Source organism: Vibrio sp. QJM3NY_21, from assembly GCF_057785975.1.
Genome location: NZ_CM173513.1, coordinates 34,356 through 53,958 on the forward strand (window position 1 = coordinate 34,356; position 19,603 = coordinate 53,958).

The following is a 19,603-nucleotide window of genomic DNA, read 5'->3' on the forward strand; positions in this document are numbered from 1 at the left end:
CTTGAGATGTCGCCTATGGCGTACAAAAAAAGGCCACCGAAGTAGCCTTTTTATTGTTATTACGACTTAGTGATTACTTATGATCAGCTAATTCTCTGTGCGCTGCTTTTGCTTCATCGACGCGAGCTAGCTTTTCTAGGTCTTTGTCTTCAACAAATACAGGTAGAGGTTTGTGTTTTTCAGCCAAGTAGCTGTAAATCACAGGCAGTACAAATAGCGTGAAGATAGTACCAATCGCTAGACCTGCAACGATTACGATACCAATACTGAAACGCTGAGCTGCACCCGCACCACTTGCGTACATCAGTGGGATTAGACCCGCGATCATCGCAGCCGTTGTCATCAGGATTGGACGAAGACGAACCTTCGCCGCTTCCATTACCGCTTCAATACGAGTCTTGTGATTGTGTAGCTGTTCTTCTTTTGCTACCTCACAGATCAAGATACCGTGCTTGGTAATCAGGCCGACCAAGGTGATCAAACCAACTTGCGAGTAGATGTTCATCGTTGCCGCACCCCAAGCCAGAGCGATTAGGGCACCACAAATCGCCAGTGGTACAGATACCATGATAACCAGTGGATCTTTTAGAGATTCAAACTGAATCGCCAATACCAAGAAGATGATAGCCAACGCTAAACCAAAGGTCGCGTAAAGTGCGCTACCTTCTGTTACGTATTGGCGTGCTTCACCCATGTAGTCATGGTTATAGCCACTTGGAAGCTTATTGGCAGCTGTGTCTTCAAACCACGCAATTGCATCACCCATTGCAGCGCCTGGAGCCGGTACCGCACCAATCGTAGCCGAGTTCAATTGGTTGAAGTGAGGAAGAGAGCGAGGCTCTGCCACAACATCAATCGTAATCAAACTACCTAGAGGAACAGCGTTACCATCAGCGGCACGTACGTAGTAGTTGTTCATCGACTCTGGATTCAAACGGAACTTACGTTCAACTTGAGGGATAACCTCATAAGATCGGCCATTCAAGTCGATACGGTTTACGTAGCCATCAGACATCATAGTACCAAGCGTGATACCGATATCTTGCATGGTCACGCCGTATGCGCCCGCTTTATCCTTGTCAATGTTGATCTTCATGGTTGCTGAGTCGTAGTTCAGGTCGAGATCTGAATACACGAACAGTGGATTTGAAGAGACATCAGCCAGAATGTCTGTGGTGATTTGGAACAAGCTTTCAAAACTGTTTGGCGTTGTAATAACAAACTGAATTGGAAGACCTGAACCGGCACCTGGTAGTTCTGGCATTTGGAATGCAGTTACCGCCATTCCTGGAACGTCTTTCACCAAATTACCAACGCGGTTTGCTACTTCAGACTGGCTTGCTTCACGCTCACTCCATGGAACCATAGATGCGATACCAAAAGCTTGGTTTGCATTAGGCACACCTGTAAATACTTGCGCGTAAGCTACTTCTGGCTGATCAGACAGAATCTTGTTTACGTCGTTCATGGTGTTTTGCATGAAGTCTAAGTTCGCATTCGACGGTGCTGTACCCATCAACATGATTACACCTTTATCTTCTGAAGGTGCTAACTCACTAGGGATGAACTTGAACAACAACGGCAAACTTGCAAATACGATGATAGCAAAACCAATAAATACTGGACGATGTTGCATTACCGCACTAAGCATACGCTCGTAACGGTTAGTCATGCCATCCAGCACGCTGTGAACTTTCTGCTCAAACTTACTCGGCTCAGCGTGAGCTTTTAGCATTTTTGAACACATCATTGGCGATAGCGTTAGTGCCACGATACCCGAAACAAAAACTGAACCGGCTAGGGTTAACGCAAACTCTTTAAATAGCGAGCCTGTGATACCACCCATCATTGCGATTGGAGCGTATACCGCACCTAGCGTTAATGTCATTGCAATAACAGGGATCGCAATTTCACGAGTACCGATAATTGCTGCTCGGAAAGGGGATTCCCCGAGCTTGATATGCCGGTCGACGTTCTCTAGTACTACGATTGCATCATCTACTACCAGGCCGATGGCGAGTACCATTGCCAGTAGTGTCATCAGGTTCCAAGAGAAGCCCATTGCCTGCATCACCATTGCCACACCAATCAAAGACAGTGGAATAGTCACGATAGGGATCAGTACCGCTCGGAATGAACCTAAGAACAAGGTAATTACGATCAATACGATTAATGCTGCTTCAAGGATGGTCTTAATAACCTCTTGAATTGATTCGTTAATCGCAATGGTTGAATCGTACATTACATTCATAGAGATGTTGCTTGGTAGGTTCTTCTCTAGTTGAGGAAGAAGCTCAAGTACATCTGCAGCGATGTTGATTGGGTTAGCACTTGGTGCCGCGTTAATAGCTGCAACAACCGCTTCTTGACCATTAGCACTTGCGCGGTAAATGTCGTGGCTTTTCTCTAGCGAAACCTTAGCGATGTCGGATAGGCGAATGATCTCACCTTCACCGCTCTTCACTACTAGGTTTTCTAATTCTTCAGTGTTTGATACCTGAGTATCTGCACTGCCGTTGTAAAGCACGAACTCACCGGTCGCTTGACCTGTCGCGGATTGGTAGTTGTTAGCGTTCAGTACCGTCATCACATCAGATGCAGTTAGGCTAACCGCCGCCATTTTTGATGGGTCTAGCCATACGCGCAGTGCGTATTTCATACCACCATATAGGTCAACTTTGGATACACCATTTACCGTAAATAGCTGCGGGTTGATTACACGCTCTAGATAATCAGTAATTTGGCTCGACACCAACTCGTCACTGGTAAAGCCAATGTAGAGTACCGCTGTCGTTGAACCCGTAGACATAGTTACGGTTGGATCTTCGGCTTCTTTAGGAAGCTGAGACCGTACCGAGTTTGTCTTGGCCAGTATGTCTGACAACGCCGCATTCGGGTCGGTGTTCAGCTTCATGTTTACGGTAATCGTAGAACTACCAAGTACAGAAGAAGAAGTCATATAGTCGATATTATCCGCTTGAGCCACAGCCTGTTCGAGGGGCTGGGTGATAAAGCCTTGGATAAGATCGGCACTTGCACCGTAGTAACTCGTGGTTACGGTTACTACGGTATTCGTCATTTCAGGGTATTCACGCACCTGCATTTTGAAGATTGCTTGTAAGCCAAGCAGAGCAATCAAAAAGCTGATGGATACCGCTAGAACTGGACGTTTAATAAAAACATCAGTAAAGCGCATTGTGCCTCCAGTTACAGCTTAGGTGTTTCAGATGGTGGAGTGATTGCATCACTTTCAACAACCTTAACTTTGGCACCGTTACTTAGACGTACTTGGCCAGAAGTTACAACCGTATCGCCGGCTTTAACGCCTTCAAGGATGTGTGCAATCTCAGCGGTACGCTCACCTACTTTTACAACATGTTGAGCAACACGTTGAACGCCGTCTTCTTCCGTCAGGATGTAAACATTGTCACCATATAGAGTGAAAGTAATCGCTGTTTGAGGCAACGTTACTTGGTTCTCTAGCTTAGGCAGAATGATGTTAGCGCGAGCGAACATGCCGCTACGAAGTTGGCCATCATTGTTTGGAATATCTGCCTGAACTTGAATAAGACCACTTTGGATACTAACTGCGGGTTCGATTGCACTGATAGAGCCTTCAAACGGTTTCTCTGGGTAAGCATCAACAAAGATGTCGATAGCCTGACCAACATTGATACGAGAGATATCTGTTTGAGATACCGTAAAGCGTAGGCGCATCACGCTGGTATCTTCTAAACGAACGATATCTGTACCTGATTGCAGGTATTGACCTAAGTACACGTTACGAATACCCACTTTGCCATCGAAAGGAGCACGAATTTCACGGCGTTCGATAGATGCTTTTAGGCTTTCAATATCAGCAGATAGAGAGTAGTAGTTTGCTTCTGCTTCATCGTATGCTTCTTTTGAAATAGAACCTTTCTTATACAGGCCTTGGTAGCGTTTGTATTTTGCTTTTGCCGCAGGCAGGCGAGCTTCAGAACTCTTTAGATTTGCCTTTTCTACGCCAGAATCAAGGCGAACAAGAAGTTGGTCATTTTTAACATCAGTACCAGAACCAAAGGAGATTTGGTCAATAACACCGCTGGTTTCATTTGCTAGCGTGACACCTTGGTTAGGTTCGATGAAGCCGATAGCTTCAATTACTGGAACCCAGTCGATCGGCTGAACTTCAGTAACCGTTACTGGAAACTCTGGTTCAGGGCGGTTGGCCATATACTCAGCAATTTTTTGTTGTTTGAACATGTTGAACCCAATAACGCTGCCGAAAAGAAGTACAGCGATGAGTAACATGAAGAAAGTCCACTTTTTCATTATGGTCAAAACTCCGATCTAGTGTTTAATTATTGCATCCCAACTGGCTTCTATTGCAGATTCTAGTTCTGCCTCGTCGAGTTGGTAAAATCCTAAAGAATGCTTTCGCGCTAGAGATACGCTAGCCGCTAAGCTCAAGCCACCTAATACTTCGTTATTAAGTGGTTTAAACAGTCCTTGCTCTTTACCTTCATTAAATAACAGCTCAACTTGGGCAAACATTTCACGTTCTAGTTCCCTGAAGTTTAGGCTATTTTTGATGGGTAGAGAGTCATACTGAACCCGATTTTTTATCGCGGCTAAGTTCGTTCCTGCTAAGTTCCATATGTTTAACCACATAGTACGATAGCGTTGCTTAATTGGATCCGAATCATTAACCCCTTCTTGAACAGCATCTGCTACCCGTTGAGTCACGAGCACTCGAACATCATCGATCAAGTGGTCTTTATCGTCGAAGTAGCGGTAGATAGTGCCTGCAGCCACTCCTGCTTCTTTTGCTAATTTTTGCATTGAAAGGCCTTGAAAACCGACCTCTGCAATGAGCTTTTCAGCGGCAGAAAGTATTTGTTGGCGTTTATCCTGAGGTGCATGAGTTGTCATTATTCCATCACCAATGAATGAACGTTCATTCATTATAGCCCAAGAACCATACACATGTGCAACAAAGTTTTACACAAACGCCGTAAAAATCTTGTATAAGAGAACGTAGCATTCGTGCTATTGCAGCATTATTATAGGCGCGCAATTGAATTCGCCCCTCTAGACCAAATTGAGAATCAAATGAGACTGAACCCAAGACAAGATGAAGCCGTGAAGTATGTTTCTGGCCCCTGCTTAGTATTAGCGGGCGCTGGATCGGGTAAAACACGTGTTATCACCAACAAGATTGCTTACTTGGTTCAAGAGTGTGGCTACAAGGCTCGTAATATTGCAGCGGTAACCTTTACCAATAAAGCGGCACGTGAGATGAAAGAGCGTGTGGGTCAAACTCTCGGTAAAGGTGAATCTAAAGGTCTGATCGTTTCAACGTTCCATACTATGGGTTTAACAATCATTCGCCGAGAATACAAAGCGCTGGGTCTGAAAGCGGGCTTCTCGTTGTTTGATGACCAAGACCAGTTAGCTCTACTTAAAGAACTAACCGAAACACAGATCGATGGTGATAAGGATCTGCTGCGTTCTTTGATGAGTACCATCTCAAATTGGAAGAACGACATGCTGACGCCAGATCAGGCGAAAGCAAGAGCTCAAGGTGAACAAGAGCAGTTGTTTGCATTCTGTTTTGAGATGTACCAGAAACAGATGAAGGCCTATAACGCACTCGATTTTGATGATCTGATTGCGATGCCAGTATTGCTACTGAAAACCAATCAAGAAGTGCGTGAACGCTGGCAGTCTCGTATTCGTTATTTGCTGGTCGATGAATATCAAGATACCAACACTAGCCAATATGAGTTGGTTCGTTTACTGGTGGGTGAACGTGGTCGTTTGACGGTCGTAGGTGATGATGACCAATCTATTTACTCATGGCGTGGCGCAAAACCACAAAACTTGGTTCTGCTAGGTGAGGATTACCCGAACCTACGTTTGATCAAACTAGAGCAAAACTATCGCTCAACCAGTCGAATATTACGTGCGGCGAACATCTTGATCGCCAACAACCCACACGTTTATGAAAAGTCACTGTTCTCAGAGATCCCGGACGGTGAAAAGCTCAAGGTACTGAATGCTAAGAATGAAGAGCATGAAGCAGAGCGTATTACCGGCGAGATCATCGCCCACAAGTTTCTGAATCGCACAGAATATAAAGATTACGCAGTACTTTACCGAGGTAATCATCAATCGCGCTTGATTGAAAAAGCCTTGATGCAGAACCGTGTGCCTTACAAGATCTCTGGTGGTACCTCTTTCTTTGCTAGAGCTGAGATTAAAGACATCATGGCTTACCTACGTGTGTTGGTGAACCCTGATGATGACAACGCCTTCCTGCGTATTGTGAATACGCCGCGTCGTGAGATCGGCCCTGTTACGCTGGAAAAATTAGGCAGCTACGCCAACATGCGCGGTAAAAGTCTGTTTGAAGCCAGCTTCGAAATGGGTTTAGAGCAAACGCTGACGGGCCGTGGTTTAGAAAACCTACGTCGCTTCGGTGATTGGATTGTTCGAATTTCAGATAATGCTGAACGTGGTAATACAGTTGAGGCGGTTCGCTCTTTGGTTCGTGACATCAATTACGAAGATTGGCTCTACGAAACCTCTCCAAGCCCGAAGGCCGCAGAGATGCGAATGAAGAACGTGTCTGATCTCTATAGTTGGATTGTGGCCGACCTCGAAGGTGATAATTATGATAAAGAAGAGAAGACGCTACGAGAGGTTGTTCAACGTTTAACTTTGCGCGACATGATGGAGCGTGGGGAAGATAATGACGATGCAGACCAAGTTCAACTAATGACATTGCACGCTTCGAAAGGCCTAGAGTTTCCGTATGTATTCTTGATGGGGGCCGAAGAGGGCATCTTGCCACACCAAACCAGTGTTGATGAAGGTAATGTAGAAGAAGAGCGTCGTCTTATGTACGTAGGGATTACGCGAGCGCAGAAAGAGCTGACTTTTACTAAGTGTCGTGAACGTCGTCAGTACGGTGAATTGATTAAGCCAACACAAAGTCGCTTTCTTGATGAGTTACCTCATGATGATGTGGAGTGGGAAAGCGTGAAGAAGCCTCAATCCGCAGAAGAAAGAATGGAGAAAGGACAGGCACACATTGCTAATATTCGTGCGATGTTCAACAAAAAGTAGCGTCTGGTTCTGAAAGCATTAAATAGAGACAAATAAAAAGGTGACCATAGGGTCACCTTTTTTGAATCTGGCATTTTTAATTATAGATCGGTAAATTACAGACCAGCAATCATGTGCTCGATAGCATCTTTGATTTCGTCGTCTGAACAGTCCATACATGAACCTTTCGCTGGCATTGCATTAAAGCCGTTGATTGCGTGGTTAGCTAGGATATCGCGACCTTGAGCTATACGAGGTCCCCAATCACCAGCATCACCTGTTTTAGGGGCGCCACTTACGCCAGATGCGTGACAAGCGATACAAAAGGTACCGTAAACTGTTGCGCCATCACGAGGGCCTGTTGGTTCTGCGGCTACTGGTTCGCTGCCGACTAGGTAAACTTGACCAACTGGTTTGATGCGTTCAGCAATTGCATCTTGCTCTGCTTCGCTAAGACCTGAAGCCATTGCGCCAGTTGAAAAGGTTAAAACTGCGATGACAACGCTTAAAATTCGACGAGACATATCCATTAAACTCACTTTACATTCCCAAGGTAAGTACGTGCTTACCAATTTATAGTGTTGGAGGGTGTTTTGGCTTCACCAGCAAAGAGCAACTGTTAAACCAATGTAAATAATGGGTGATTATATCCCGATAAGTTGTTGCAATAAACAACAACTTATAAGCTGTGGCGGGTTGTAGTACTCAAATAAGGGGTTTATCACATATTAACTGTCGAAAAAGAGACCAAACAGAAAAAAAAGTTAAAAAAGTACTAGACGGCATTGGGTGATATACGTATTATTCCACTCCGCCGACAGGGCATGCGCCTGTAGCTCAGCTGGATAGAGCGTTGGCCTCCGGAGCCAAAGGCCGAAGGTTCGAATCCTTTCAGGCGCGCCATCCGGTCTCTTACTTCGGTAAGTGAGAAATTGGCAAAAAAGAAATAATGGTGGCTATAGCTCAGTTGGTAGAGCCCTGGATTGTGATTCCGGTGGTCGCGAGTTCGAATCTCGTTAGCCACCCCATTCTTTCTTTACAAAATATCGGTAGCTTCGGCTTCCAGTGTTGATTCATTATTCCCAAGAGTCGATACAAAATTAGTCGGTGAATAGCGCAGCTTGGTAGCGCATCTGGTTTGGGACCAGAGGGTCGGGGGTTCGAATCCCTCTTCACCGACCACTATTTCAATAATCGCTTTTAAGCGGTTATATAAAAAATTAGTGGTGGCTATAGCTCAGTTGGTAGAGCCCTGGATTGTGATTCCGGTGGTCGCGAGTTCGAATCTCGTTAGCCACCCCATTAATTTTGGTAACTTCTTTGAAGTTCCCAGTTTGAGAAATCAAACGAAACGTCTCGGTGAATAGCGCAGCTTGGTAGCGCATCTGGTTTGGGACCAGAGGGTCGGGGGTTCGAATCCCTCTTCACCGACCACCTTAAGAAGCCTCGTCAGAAATGACGGGGCTTTTTTACGCCTGGAATTTAGATAATTTGAGACCAGAGGGTCGTGGGCTGGATCGCCAGTCCGATCAAATCCCTCTTCACCGACCACCTTAAGAAAGCTCATCAGAATTGATGAGCTTTCTTTCTATCTGGAGAAAAGATAATGGTGTATTCGGGGGCTGGAAGCCCAGTCGCATCAAATCCTTCTTCACCGACCACCTTTAAGAAAGCTCATCAGAAATGATGAGCTTTTTTTTCATCTGTAGATCACTAGATTGGAACCCAAGTGGGGTTCGCCTGATGTTCAAAGAATGTCTCTTCACCTATCACTTAAGAAGCCTCAACTAGCCGTCCGCGTCAGAAATGACGGGGCTTTTTTACATCAGGAATTTTAGATAGTTGGGGCCAGAAGATCGTGGGCTGGATCGGCAGCTCGGCGGTTCGTCAGGCCACAGGAAGCGCTTCCGTGCCGAATCTCTCTTTATTTACCACAATAGAGGCTTCAGTCGAAAGGTTGAGATTTTTGACATCTGTCGTTGAAGTTATTTTTGATTTTGAATACTGATACCCTAAATATTTCAACGTCTTGTTTGATATAGCCTTCGCAAGATCCATCGTTTTATATAAAGCGATCTCTTACCTTTTTTCTAGATTATCGCGCCTTTCTAGAGGTGTCTGCTTTATTAAATGGGCTGATCGATATCTAATTTTATATAAAATTCACCGCCAATCATTCGACAAATTAATAGGTTTGGTCTAAAGATTTCTATGAAAAGTGAAATTTGACGCTAAATATGTTCTCTAAGGCCTGTATTTGACAGTTTTCTTTACATCAAGTCGCTCAAAATCGTCTCCATTTTAGTAAGTTTTTCGTTTCACTGGTTGGTATTCGTTGAAATGATGTTAGGGGTAATATATATGGTTAATATGCTTCTATCTGGTTGTTTTGTTTGCTTAAATGACAAAAATTAGTGTTTGTTTCTATAGTGTTAATTGTTTTTTGGAATAATTATTTGTTTTTAGTGACTAGTAGTGAGATCTGCTTTTAACCATAGGTTTAACTCTACAAGTAAGTGGTAGTAAGGGATTTGTGAGTATTTGTTATCGACAATAGAATGTTGATTTTTATTACTATATGCTCTCTGGGTGAATAGTTATGTGGTGCTTTTGCTTGTTAAGCGTTTAATGTCGACTTTTTATCCTATTTTTGTTGCTTTTCTGTGAATTATTTGCCAAATTGTCAACCGTATAAAATATCAGAACAATATTCTGGTAAGAATGGATTCAATTTTGCAGACAGGGCAGAGAGCTGCCAAAGCAGTAGAGGTCTGGTAATGTCACTTTTAGAAGTAAAAAATCTTCGTATCGAATACCCATCTCGTCATGGAGTTCACGCAGCAGTAAAATCGCTTTCGTTCAACATTGAACGTGGTGAGATTGTTGGCGTTGTAGGGGAGTCTGGTGCCGGTAAATCAACAGTAGGCAATGCTGTGATCGATCTACTGAGCCCTCCTGGTCGCATTGCTAGCGGCGAGGTATTTTTGGATGGCGAAAAAGTCTCTGGCTTATCTCCTGAACAGATGCGTTCTGTTCGCGGCTCAAAGATTGGTTTTATCTTCCAAGACCCAATGACTTCTCTTAACCCTCTATTCACAGTAGAGCAGCAGTTAAAAGAAACGATTCATGCCAACATGAAGGTTTCGGATCAAGAAGCTTACCAACGCTCATTAGACTTGATGAACCAAGTTGGTATTCCGCAACCAGAAAACCGTTTAAAGCAGTACCCACACCAATTCTCTGGCGGTATGCGTCAGCGTGTTGTTATCGCGATCGCATTGGCAGGTGAACCTGACTTAATCATCGCAGATGAACCAACAACCGCACTGGATGTGTCTATCCAAGACCAGATTTTGGGTTTAATTCGCGACCTATGTATTAAGAAGAACGTAGGTTGTATGTTGGTCACGCACGACATGGGTGTCGTATCTAACGTTACCGATCGCGTAGCGGTTATGTATCGTGGTGATTTAGTTGAGTTTGGCCCGACGGCGAAAGTCCTTGGTACTCCTGAACACCCTTACACGCACAGTCTTATCTCAGCGGTTCCGCGTTCAGATCGTAAACTCGATCGTTTCCCTCTTGTGAGCTACATCGAAGAAGCGCACGAGATGGAACCACTTGATGTGAAAAACCACTGGTTAGGTCAAAGCCAAGATCACCGTGATTACACTGGCCCGTTGTTGAATGTTGAAAACGTCAACTTACGCTTTACCACCAAGGATTCTTTCTTTGAGAGTCGTCGTGAGTACGTTCAGGCGTCAAACAATGTGAGCTTTGAAGTACACGAAGGTGAAACTTTTGGTCTTGTGGGTGAATCTGGTTCGGGTAAATCAACGATTGCTCGTGTGATTGCTGGCTTGTACGCACCCAACTCAGGCAAAGTGACCTTTGAAGGTATTGACCTTACTGGGCTTAAGTCTGAGAAAGAGCGTCGCCCAATGCGTCGCCAAATGCAGATGGTGTTCCAAAACCCATACACATCAATGAACCCTCGAATGAAGATCTTCGACATCATTGCTGAACCTATCCGATTCCATAAGCTTACGCGCAACGAGAATGAAACTCGTCAGATCGTTCACGACCTGCTAGAGCACGTTGGTTTAGGCAAGATGGCTGGAGTTAAATACCCACACGAATTCTCAGGTGGCCAACGTCAGCGTATTTCTATCGCTCGCGCCTTGGCAACTCGCCCACGTCTTCTGATTTGTGATGAACCTACGTCGGCGCTGGATGTGTCGGTACAGGCTCAGATTCTTAATCTATTAAAAGACTTACAAGACGAGCTCAACCTAACCATGCTGTTCATCAGTCACGATTTACCGGTTATTCGTCAAATGTGTGATCGTGTTGGTGTGATGCAAATGGGAGAGCTATTGGAAGTAGCGCCAACAGAGCAGTTGTTCCAATCGCCTCAGCATGAATACAGCAAACACCTAATTTCTTTAATGCCTGAATTTACGGGTTTAAGAGAAGAAAAAGCAGTGGCAAAAGCCGCGATATAAAAATCAGCAGGCTGGAGTTTGGCTTGCTAAAAACAATAAACAGACGCAAATACAACAACTAGGGATCTGGATTCCCGCATGAAGGAGTTATGCAATGAAAACCATGAAAAGCAAATTAGCAGTAGCTTTAATGGCAGCTGGCCTAAGCTTTAGTGCAGCAGCAGCAGATATTACCGTTGGCTACGCAGCTGACCCGGTATCACTTGACCCGCACGAGCAGCTGTCTGGTGGCACACTGCAAATGTCTCACATGGTGTTTGACCCTCTAGTACGTTTCACTCAAGAGATGGATTTTGAAGGCCGCCTAGCATCTAGCTGGGAGCGTGTTGATGATACGACTTTCCGTTTTAACCTACGTAAAGGTGTGAAATTCCACTCTGGTAACGAACTGACTGCTGATGATGTTGTGTGGACTTTTGAACGTCTACAAGCTTCTCCAGACTTTAAGTCTATCTTCACGCCATACGAAAAAATGGTAAAAGTGGATGACTACACAGTTGAGCTAGTATCAAAAGCGGCTTACCCACTAGTACTACAAACAGCAACTTACATCTTCCCAATGGACAGCAAGTTTTACTCTGGTCAAACAGCGGAAGGTAATGATAAATCTGAGCTAGTTAAGCACGGTAACTCGTTCGCTTCGACTAACGTTTCAGGTACTGGCCCATTCATCGTAACTCAACGTGAGCAAGGCGTTAAAGTAACGTTCGAGCGTTTCAACGATTACTGGGATACAGAAACTGAAGGTAACGTAGACAAGCTAACACTTGTGCCAATCAAAGAAGATGCAACGCGTGTAGCAGCTCTTCTTTCTGGTGACGTGGATATGATTCATCCTGTAGCACCAAACGATCACAAGCGTGTTAAAAACGCTAAGAACATCGATCTAGTAACGCTACCTGGTACTCGTATCATTACGTTCCAAATGAACCAAAACAGCAACGAAGCACTGAAAGATGTGCGCGTTCGTCAAGCAATCGTTCATGCGATTAACAATGAAGGTATTGTTAAGAAAATCATGAAAGGTTTCGCGACAGCTGCTGGTCAGCAAAGCCCAACAGGCTACGCGGGTCACAACGAAGATCTAGTTCCTCGTTACGATCTGAAAAAAGCGAAAGAGCTGATGAAAGAAGCGGGCTACGAAGATGGCTTTACACTAACTATGGCAGCGCCTAACAACCGTTACGTGAACGATGCGAAAGTAGCGCAAGCGTCTGCGGCGATGCTGTCTAAGATTGGTATCAAAGTTGATCTTAAGACGATGCCTAAAGCACAGTACTGGCCTGAGTTTGACCTATGTTCAGCAGACATGATGATGATCGGCTGGCACTCAGATACAGAAGATTCAGCTAACTTCAACGAGTTCCTAACAATGACTCGTAACGAAGAGACTGGCCGTGGTCAATACAACTGTTCTGGTTACTCAAACCCAGAAATGGATGCGATTGTAGAAGCTTCTAACACTGAAACTGACCCTGTTAAGCGTTCTAAGATGCTGAAAGGCGTTGAAGCAACACTTTACAACGATGCAGTATTCGTACCTCTACACTGGCAAAGTGAAGCGTGGGGCGCGAAATCTAACGTAGGTGCAGCAGACGTAGTAAACCCAATGGTTATGCCTTACTTCGGCGACCTAGTTGTAAAATAATCTAGCTTGCTAGAATCGAGAGCCTGAAGCTTTCAGGCTCTCAATATTATTAAGATATAGATTTAAGTTTCGGTATTTGGTCTTCCTTCAGTCTGGCTAAATACCTTTTTTAAGACTGAATTTTTTGTTGTCTAGTCGCGGATTTCGATTAGACAGTCATGGATAGATAAGGGGCAAGGAATGGTTACGTTTCTGGTCAAGCGCCTGTTTCAGGCACTGATAGTGATGTTTGTGATCAGTTTGGTGGCGTTTGCCATTCAGGATAACCTGGGCGACCCGTTACGTGAGTTAGTCGGTCAATCTGTTTCAGAGGCGGAGCGTCAAGCGCTACGCGATGAACTCGGCTTAAATGATCCCTTCGTTACAAAATATACTCGCTTTATAGGCGCAGCCCTACAAGGTGATCTTGGTACTTCATATTTCTTTAAACGCCCTGCTGTGGACGTAATTTTAGACAAATTGGTCGCGACGCTTGAACTTGTGTTCGGTGCTTCTCTGATTATTGTTTGTCTGTCGATTCCATTAGGCGTTTATTCTGCAATACACCCAAAAAGTTTCTTCACTAAATTGGTCATGGCGGGCAGTAGTATCGGCATCTCGGTACCTGTTTTCTTAACTGCAATCATGCTGATGTATGTGTTCTCTATTGAGCTAGGTTGGCTACCGTCATTTGGACGTGGCGATACTGCAAACTGGTTTGGTTGGGAGTCTGGCTTCTTAACGCTCGATGGCCTTGCACACTTGGTACTGCCGAGCATTGCTCTAGCATCTATCATGCTGCCTCTGTTTATTCGTCTAGTTCGTTCTGAAATGCTAGAAGTTCTAAGTTCTGAATACATTAAGTTTGGTAAAGCGAAAGGCCTAGCGCTAAACAAAATCTATTATCAACACGCATTGAAAAACACCATGCTACCGGTTCTTACTGTTGGTGGTGTTCAGATTGGTACTATGGTGGCATACACCATTCTTACTGAAACGGTTTTCCAGTGGCCCGGCACAGGTTTCTTATTTTTAGAAGCGATCAACCGTGTAGATACACCACTGATTACCGCATACGTTATTTTTGTTGGTCTTATTTTCGTAGTGACTAACACGATTGTTGATTTGCTTTACGGTGTTATCAACCCAACCGTTAACATCACAGGGAAAGGAGCATAATCATGGAACAGACATCGACAGTGCCGTCTCGCTGGGAACGTTTTAAGCAATCAGACATTGTGTATTACTTCTTACGCGACAAAGTGGCAATGGTGAGTTTCGCCATTTTCTCAATCTTTTTAGTGATGGCATTAGCAGCACCTATTCTAGCGCCAACAGACCCGTACGACGTGACATCGATTGATATCATGGATTCAGAGCTTCCACCATCATGGATGGAAGATGGCGAAGAACGTTTCTTGCTCGGAACGGATGAGCAAGGCCGTGATATTTTATCTACTATGCTTTACGGTTCGCGCTTATCACTGACCATTGGTTTCTTAGCGGTAGGCCTACAACTGACGCTTGGTATCATCATTGGTTTGTCTGCGGGTTATTTCGGTGGCCGTATTGATAGCTTCTTGATGCGTTTTGCTGATGTTCAGCTTTCGTTCTCAACCATGATGGTTGCGATCATTGTCTCGGCCATCTTTAAGGCAAGTTTCGGTAGTGACTTCTACGCGCAATATGCCGTTGTTATGCTGGTGGTGATCATCGGTATTGCAGAATGGCCACAGTATGCGCGTACTATCCGTGCATCGGTATTAGCAGAGAAGAAGAAAGAATACGTAGAAGCGGCACGTGTGATGGGCTTTAGAGCGCCTCGCATCATGTTCCGTCATATTCTGCCTAACTGTTTATCTCCAATTTTGGTTATCTCTACGGTACAGGTGGCAAATGCCATCATGTCAGAAGCGGCACTTTCTTTCCTAGGTTTAGGTCTTCCGGTAGACCAACCGTCACTGGGTGCTCTGATTAGTACAGGTTTTAACTACATTTTCTCAGGAGCATGGTGGATCACAGCATTCCCAGGTGTGCTTTTGGTAACATTGGTTCTAGTTATTAACCTATTAGGCGACTGGTTACGTGACGTGTTTAACCCTAAAATTTATAAAGGGTGATAGCTCTGATTGATTTTTAGATAAAAAAGTCACTAAATTAAGAGCCGTAAGCAATTACGGCTCTTTTTTTGCTTAATGGATCTGGAACTTAGTATCATTGATAGTGTCAATAATACTTAAAATGGAATTCATGTTTTATCGACATTGATTCGGTAATAATTAACCCGTAAGGGTTTAAGTGGTGGTTATGAAATTGACAATGAATGCTGTATGTCGTGCTGTGATGAGAAATTATCGTATGGGGCTTATCGCTGCATCTCTTTTGGTCTCGAGCCAAGTGAATGCAGAGTCGGTTCTATGTGATGCCACTCAAGCAAGCACCAACCAATTACCACAGCTAGAGCAGTCATGTCCGATCGGTAAGGGTGTGTGGGGAAGCAAGGCGCCTAAACGTCATTCAGATAACGAGCTGTTTTGGGTTCAATGTGGCCTGCTGAACAAGCCTTTGTCACTGAACCGAGCAAAGTCCCTATATGAGAAGATCTCAACTAACGTTTGGATGAAGCCTGAAGGCGGAGACTATCGTTGCTTAATCGGACCTTATTCTACCTTCTCTGATGCGAGAAAAGACTTAGCTCAGGTGCGCAAGGTTCCCGGCTATGGTGAAGCCTTTATTCGCATGGTCGATAAGTCGAAAACCTCATCACAGCCTATCGTTGCAAAAGCGGCAGAGCCAAAAATGGTTAAGCCTAAGGCTCCTGTAAAACCAAAACCTGCTCCGAAACCTGTGGCAGCTAAGCAAGCGGCAGCGGTAACGAGTGCTGCAGCTATTCAGGCGCTACCAAGCGGTAACGCGAATTCAGATAACGATTTGGAAATTGAGATCCGTGTGACAGCCAATGTTGCGGGTAGCCAATATGCGATTCCTTACCTTCTAGACCATCAACAACAGTTCTATATGGAGCAAGGTAAGCCTTGGAGCCGCCTAGATTTCGATAGCGCTGAATTGGTGTGTAGTCAGGTCAACATGAAGCTGATTAGCGAAAAGCAGTGGCAGAGCATCTTGAGCTCAAAGGTTATGGAAAAACAGAACTGGCCAATGCATCTACCTTATTGGGGCGCAGATAAGAAAGGCCTGTTTACCAACGGAAACGTAAACCAATTGAAAGGTTCTTCACTGCTTAATGTCATGTGTGTGAAGTAGCGTTAAGAGTCTTGGAGTTACCGTAGGCCGAAAGGCACCGATAAAAGAAACCCCAGCGATGTGCTGGGGTTTTTTAATGTTAGTCAACTGACATCATTGGTAGGTTATTTACAATGCTGAACATTTTGTCTTTATCAATAGAGAACAGACCGTATTCAGGCGCTGATTGGTAGACTTGGCCTGGTACTTGACCTGGTTCACGGCTCCATTTCATACCGATGTAAAAATCTCCAAAATCACGACCGATATAACGGAAGCGAGTTTTGTAATCCGACATTTCACCCGTTTCTTGTGCTTGTAGTAGTGGGTTGTTTAAATCATCTGCCACTAGAGTCCACTCTCCAGGAGTATGGAAGCCTTCCGGCATAACAGAGTCATAGTCATAAGTTGTTTGGTCATAGCTGTACTGGCCAAAACTGTATGTTAGCTGCGTGCTATCATCTTCACCTTCGTTTTCTACCATCAAATCAAATTCAACGATACCTTCGTTTACTTTATTCTCAACAGGCTGAATATGAGCGAATGGCATGTTTGTTGAATCTAACCAGAACAATTCATCAGTACCGATCTTTACAAGAATTTGATATTGGGTTTCGCCATTTACTTCCGTTTTCTTTTGGTAAAGCATTTCGTAGCGACTTTCGCCGTCATCTAGCTTTCCATCGCTCAGACTTACAGGCCAGCAATCTTTCTCTTGAGAATCTAAGTATCCAGTTGCATCATCAAGTTCGGACAGCATCTCTATGATTTCACTACCGTCGTTAAGACCTAATCCACTATTTCTGAAGCTATAGCCTATGTTAGCTTCATAAGGCGAATTGTCACCATTAGTCGCACCCCAACAGAATCTTAAGCCGCTATTTGAGTCACTTTTCATTAGGCTAGCGTAAGCAATTTCACCGTCATTTGGAGCAAAGCTACCCATCTTCCACTCTTGATTGTTGAAGTGTGCTTCAGTAAAGCCAAGTTCTGGTGCTGGTGGATCAACTTCATCACTTGGCTTTACGTTTGGTAATGAAAAACTAACCATTTCAGATTCAATATCATTCTCTTTACCACCAGAGAAGTTGATACCTTTAGCGACGTAAAGCATGACACCGTTAGTTTCAGCTGTTGGTTTTCCAGTTAAGGTTACTAGGCCGCTATCGTCAACCTGCACAGAAACACCAGGAATTGAGTTGTGTGCTGGTTCATTGTCGTGAGCCGCATAGTTTGCGTAATATTCAACATCACCAGACACATTTGAGGTAAATAACTCGCTAATATCTAGCTGTTCAGAGAATGCTTCACCGGCTTTAAGTGACCAAGTATTTGTAATAGTCTTTTGCAGATTGGCTTTCACTGTCGGTTCAATAGTAATATCACCTAGTGAAATAGTTGGTAGATCAAAACTTGCAGGCTCAGACACCATGAATGTCGCAGCGTGGCCATCATCAGCCGTGATGTTGAACTGTTTTGTGTCTGCGGTTGGTACCTCCGGATGACCAGAGATAAGCAGTTTGCCCGATTTGGCGTCGTACTTTGATGTCAGTCCTTTTACGACATTACTAATGTTGGAATCATAAGTTAGAGTATCGTTCTCGCGATCTGTAAATAGGCCGTTAACCATTAGCTCTGCTGAGAAAGCTTCACCCTGTTTCATTGTCCAGTTATCAGTAATCTCGTGCTGTAATTCTGATTGTGCTTCCGGATCTACTTTTGGTGCAGTATTTACCAGTGAAACATCGAATGAGAATGTAGTGCTTAGCTCACTCAGTACTTTGGAGCTAGCAGTGGCACGATCAACTGCTGTTAGAGTAACAATGTAGCTGCTTAGCGTAGGAACAAAGCTATCTTTTGCTGAGATAGTTAATGTCTCGCCTTCTAGCGTTATCGTAATTTCTTGCTCACCATTCACTTCAGAACGAGCGATAGCGATGTTTTGATATTTATCTTCAGAACTGTACTTATCTTGGAATAAGTTTTCAGGAACAGTGATAGTCTGCTCAAACCCTTGACCTTCAACTACCTCTAGCTTTGCAAATTCTGATTCGAGATCAGCTTGCGCAGTAGGGTCTACCAGCAACTTGTAGTTAGGCACAGCTGTTTCTGGTTGGCTTGGATCGATAACAGGCTTCTCGTTAACGATCTCCTCAGAGCCCTTGTTCTCTTCTGTTACGATCTTTTTAGAAGTTTCAGCAGCGGTCTCGGTAATGCTATTTACATTATTTTCGTAGGCTGCAGGATCTTGTGCTTTGGATTCAGTAAGAATTTGTGCAGTTTTGTGCAACTGTGCGCTTTCAAGATCATCTTTTGAAGTTGCTACAAAGTCTGAAAATAGATCGATAGGTTCTTCAATCGTTCCGCCTAAATTTTCGTTTACAGATGTCGTAGCATCTTCGAATGAGCTATTGTTTTTCTGCATTTCAATAGCAACAAGGTCGGTAATTGGAGAGATAACTAATGCAGTTTTATCGGTACCTTCAGGCGTGCGGAATACAACGCTGTTAGCCATTGGTTGGCCTTCATGGTCCATATCTGTGGTGTAAACATCCATAAAATCAGAATAGCTATCCGCTTTAGAGCTCAACGCTGAAAGCTCTTCAGCAAGCGCTTTAGTCATATCGCCTGGACGAAGTGTTTTTATGGCTAGTTTTCCATCAATTTCAGTATCTACTGGAAGTGTGATTTTACCATCTTGGTCTGTTAAGCCAAAGATAGTATCTGTGCCTACTTCTAAAACGCCAGATTGACCGACATCGTCAAATATAACTGCATTTTTAAAGTAGCCGTCGAAGCCAGTAATCACGATACCGCCTGGGGTTGCTTCGTCAGATGAACCACCATCTGAACCGCCACAACCTGATAATGCAATAGCCACTGACGCTGCTAGTAAACTAACCTTCTTCATTCTTTCCATCCTTACCGAGTGAAATCTATTATTTTTTTGAAGTTATATAAAAACGGGCTAGTTTTTACAGCTTGTATTCGGTAGGTGCAAGATACGAAAATTAATAGAAAATCCGTAAAAATTGTCATTAAAAACAATTTGTGGAATTGGTTATTTGCAATGTGTATGTTCGGGATTGATCGTATTGGCTGTGGGAATGAAAACCCCGCCGGAGCGGGGTATTGA

Annotated in this window: 11 protein-coding genes and 5 tRNA genes; 11 read left to right on the forward strand and 5 right to left on the reverse strand. The window is 44.2% G+C overall.

The genetic code is table 11. The annotated features are described in order from the left end of the window. Positions 1-73: 73 nt before the first annotated feature. From AC3CID_RS00165 to AC3CID_RS00175, 3 genes are read right to left on the reverse strand one after another with little or no spacing between them, the layout of a single operon-like run. Positions 74-3,196, reverse strand: coding sequence for a multidrug efflux RND transporter permease subunit (locus tag AC3CID_RS00165; protein ID WP_488526758.1), 3,123 nt, complete (start codon positions 3,194-3,196; stop codon positions 74-76). An 11-nt stretch (positions 3,197-3,207) separates the two neighbouring features. Beyond that, positions 3,208-4,314, reverse strand: coding sequence for an efflux RND transporter periplasmic adaptor subunit (locus AC3CID_RS00170; RefSeq protein ID WP_065207387.1), 1,107 nt, complete (start codon positions 4,312-4,314; stop codon positions 3,208-3,210). A gap of 18 nt (positions 4,315-4,332) precedes the next feature. Beyond that, positions 4,333-4,914, reverse strand: a complete 582-nt coding sequence (locus AC3CID_RS00175; RefSeq protein WP_017076482.1) for a TetR/AcrR family transcriptional regulator — start codon at positions 4,912-4,914, stop codon at positions 4,333-4,335. Positions 4,915-5,094: 180 nt separating this feature from the next. Between AC3CID_RS00175 and rep the strand changes: the two genes are divergently transcribed. Then, positions 5,095-7,113 (forward strand): DNA helicase Rep, encoded by a 2,019-nt coding sequence (rep, locus tag AC3CID_RS00180; RefSeq protein ID WP_488526759.1) that lies wholly within the window; start codon positions 5,095-5,097, stop codon positions 7,111-7,113. A 95-nt stretch (positions 7,114-7,208) separates the two neighbouring features. Here rep and AC3CID_RS00185 read toward each other — a convergent pair whose 3' ends face one another. Next, positions 7,209-7,622: a c-type cytochrome gene (locus tag AC3CID_RS00185; RefSeq protein ID WP_054548019.1), complete on the reverse strand. Its 414-nt coding sequence runs from the start codon at positions 7,620-7,622 to the stop codon at positions 7,209-7,211. A 296-nt stretch (positions 7,623-7,918) separates the two neighbouring features. On the opposite strand from AC3CID_RS00185, the gene AC3CID_RS00190 reads away from it, so the two are divergent. The 10 genes from AC3CID_RS00190 (at position 7,919) to AC3CID_RS00235 (ending at position 16,488) form a co-directional block, all read left to right on the forward strand. Continuing rightward, positions 7,919-7,995: transfer RNA gene (locus tag AC3CID_RS00190), tRNA-Arg, on the forward strand. 49 nt (positions 7,996-8,044) lie between these two features. Further along, positions 8,045-8,120 (forward strand) — tRNA-His (locus tag AC3CID_RS00195). Positions 8,121-8,197: 77 nt separating this feature from the next. Continuing rightward, positions 8,198-8,274, forward strand: a tRNA-Pro gene (locus AC3CID_RS00200). Positions 8,275-8,318: 44 nt separating this feature from the next. Continuing rightward, a tRNA-His gene (locus tag AC3CID_RS00205) sits at positions 8,319-8,394 on the forward strand. Between the two features lie 55 nt (positions 8,395-8,449). Then, positions 8,450-8,526, forward strand: a tRNA-Pro gene (locus tag AC3CID_RS00210). Between the two features lie 1,343 nt (positions 8,527-9,869). Beyond that, entirely contained in the window at positions 9,870-11,597 is a 1,728-nt protein-coding gene (locus tag AC3CID_RS00215) for a dipeptide ABC transporter ATP-binding protein (protein WP_004735537.1), read from the forward strand. A 94-nt stretch (positions 11,598-11,691) separates the two neighbouring features. Then, positions 11,692-13,245: an ABC transporter substrate-binding protein gene (locus AC3CID_RS00220; RefSeq protein WP_054548018.1), complete on the forward strand. Its 1,554-nt coding sequence runs from the start codon at positions 11,692-11,694 to the stop codon at positions 13,243-13,245. A gap of 180 nt (positions 13,246-13,425) precedes the next feature. Then, positions 13,426-14,403, forward strand: a complete 978-nt coding sequence (locus tag AC3CID_RS00225) for an ABC transporter permease (RefSeq protein ID WP_004735540.1) — start codon at positions 13,426-13,428, stop codon at positions 14,401-14,403. Positions 14,404-14,405: 2 nt separating this feature from the next. After that, positions 14,406-15,344 (forward strand): ABC transporter permease, encoded by a 939-nt coding sequence (locus tag AC3CID_RS00230; protein ID WP_004735541.1) that lies wholly within the window; start codon positions 14,406-14,408, stop codon positions 15,342-15,344. 187 nt (positions 15,345-15,531) lie between these two features. Next, complete coding sequence (locus AC3CID_RS00235) at positions 15,532-16,488, forward strand: SPOR domain-containing protein (protein ID WP_488526760.1); 957 nt, start codon at positions 15,532-15,534, stop codon at positions 16,486-16,488. A gap of 79 nt (positions 16,489-16,567) precedes the next feature. Here the strand turns inward: AC3CID_RS00235 and AC3CID_RS00240 are convergent, their stop codons facing one another. Further along, complete coding sequence (locus AC3CID_RS00240; protein WP_488526761.1) at positions 16,568-19,378, reverse strand: hypothetical protein; 2,811 nt, start codon at positions 19,376-19,378, stop codon at positions 16,568-16,570. Positions 19,379-19,603: the final 225 nt, after the last annotated feature.

Excerpts from the sequence above, each read along its gene's own strand:
- AC3CID_RS00215 (WP_004735537.1), top strand. The coding sequence starts at position 9,870 with ATGTCACTTTTAGAAGTAAAAAATCTTCGTATCGAATACCCATCTCGT.
- AC3CID_RS00170 (WP_065207387.1), bottom strand. The coding sequence starts at position 4,314 with ATGAAAAAGTGGACTTTCTTCATGTTACTCATCGCTGTACTTCTTTTC.
- AC3CID_RS00235 (WP_488526760.1), top strand. The coding sequence starts at position 15,532 with ATGAAATTGACAATGAATGCTGTATGTCGTGCTGTGATGAGAAATTAT.
- AC3CID_RS00240 (WP_488526761.1), bottom strand. The coding sequence starts at position 19,378 with ATGAAGAAGGTTAGTTTACTAGCAGCGTCAGTGGCTATTGCATTATCA.
- AC3CID_RS00175 (WP_017076482.1), bottom strand. The coding sequence starts at position 4,914 with ATGACAACTCATGCACCTCAGGATAAACGCCAACAAATACTTTCTGCC.
- AC3CID_RS00220 (WP_054548018.1), top strand. The coding sequence starts at position 11,692 with ATGAAAACCATGAAAAGCAAATTAGCAGTAGCTTTAATGGCAGCTGGC.
- AC3CID_RS00165 (WP_488526758.1), bottom strand. The coding sequence starts at position 3,196 with ATGCGCTTTACTGATGTTTTTATTAAACGTCCAGTTCTAGCGGTATCC.
- AC3CID_RS00225 (WP_004735540.1), top strand. The coding sequence starts at position 13,426 with ATGGTTACGTTTCTGGTCAAGCGCCTGTTTCAGGCACTGATAGTGATG.
- AC3CID_RS00185 (WP_054548019.1), bottom strand. The coding sequence starts at position 7,622 with ATGGATATGTCTCGTCGAATTTTAAGCGTTGTCATCGCAGTTTTAACC.
- rep (WP_488526759.1), top strand. The coding sequence starts at position 5,095 with ATGAGACTGAACCCAAGACAAGATGAAGCCGTGAAGTATGTTTCTGGC.
- AC3CID_RS00230 (WP_004735541.1), top strand. The coding sequence starts at position 14,406 with ATGGAACAGACATCGACAGTGCCGTCTCGCTGGGAACGTTTTAAGCAA.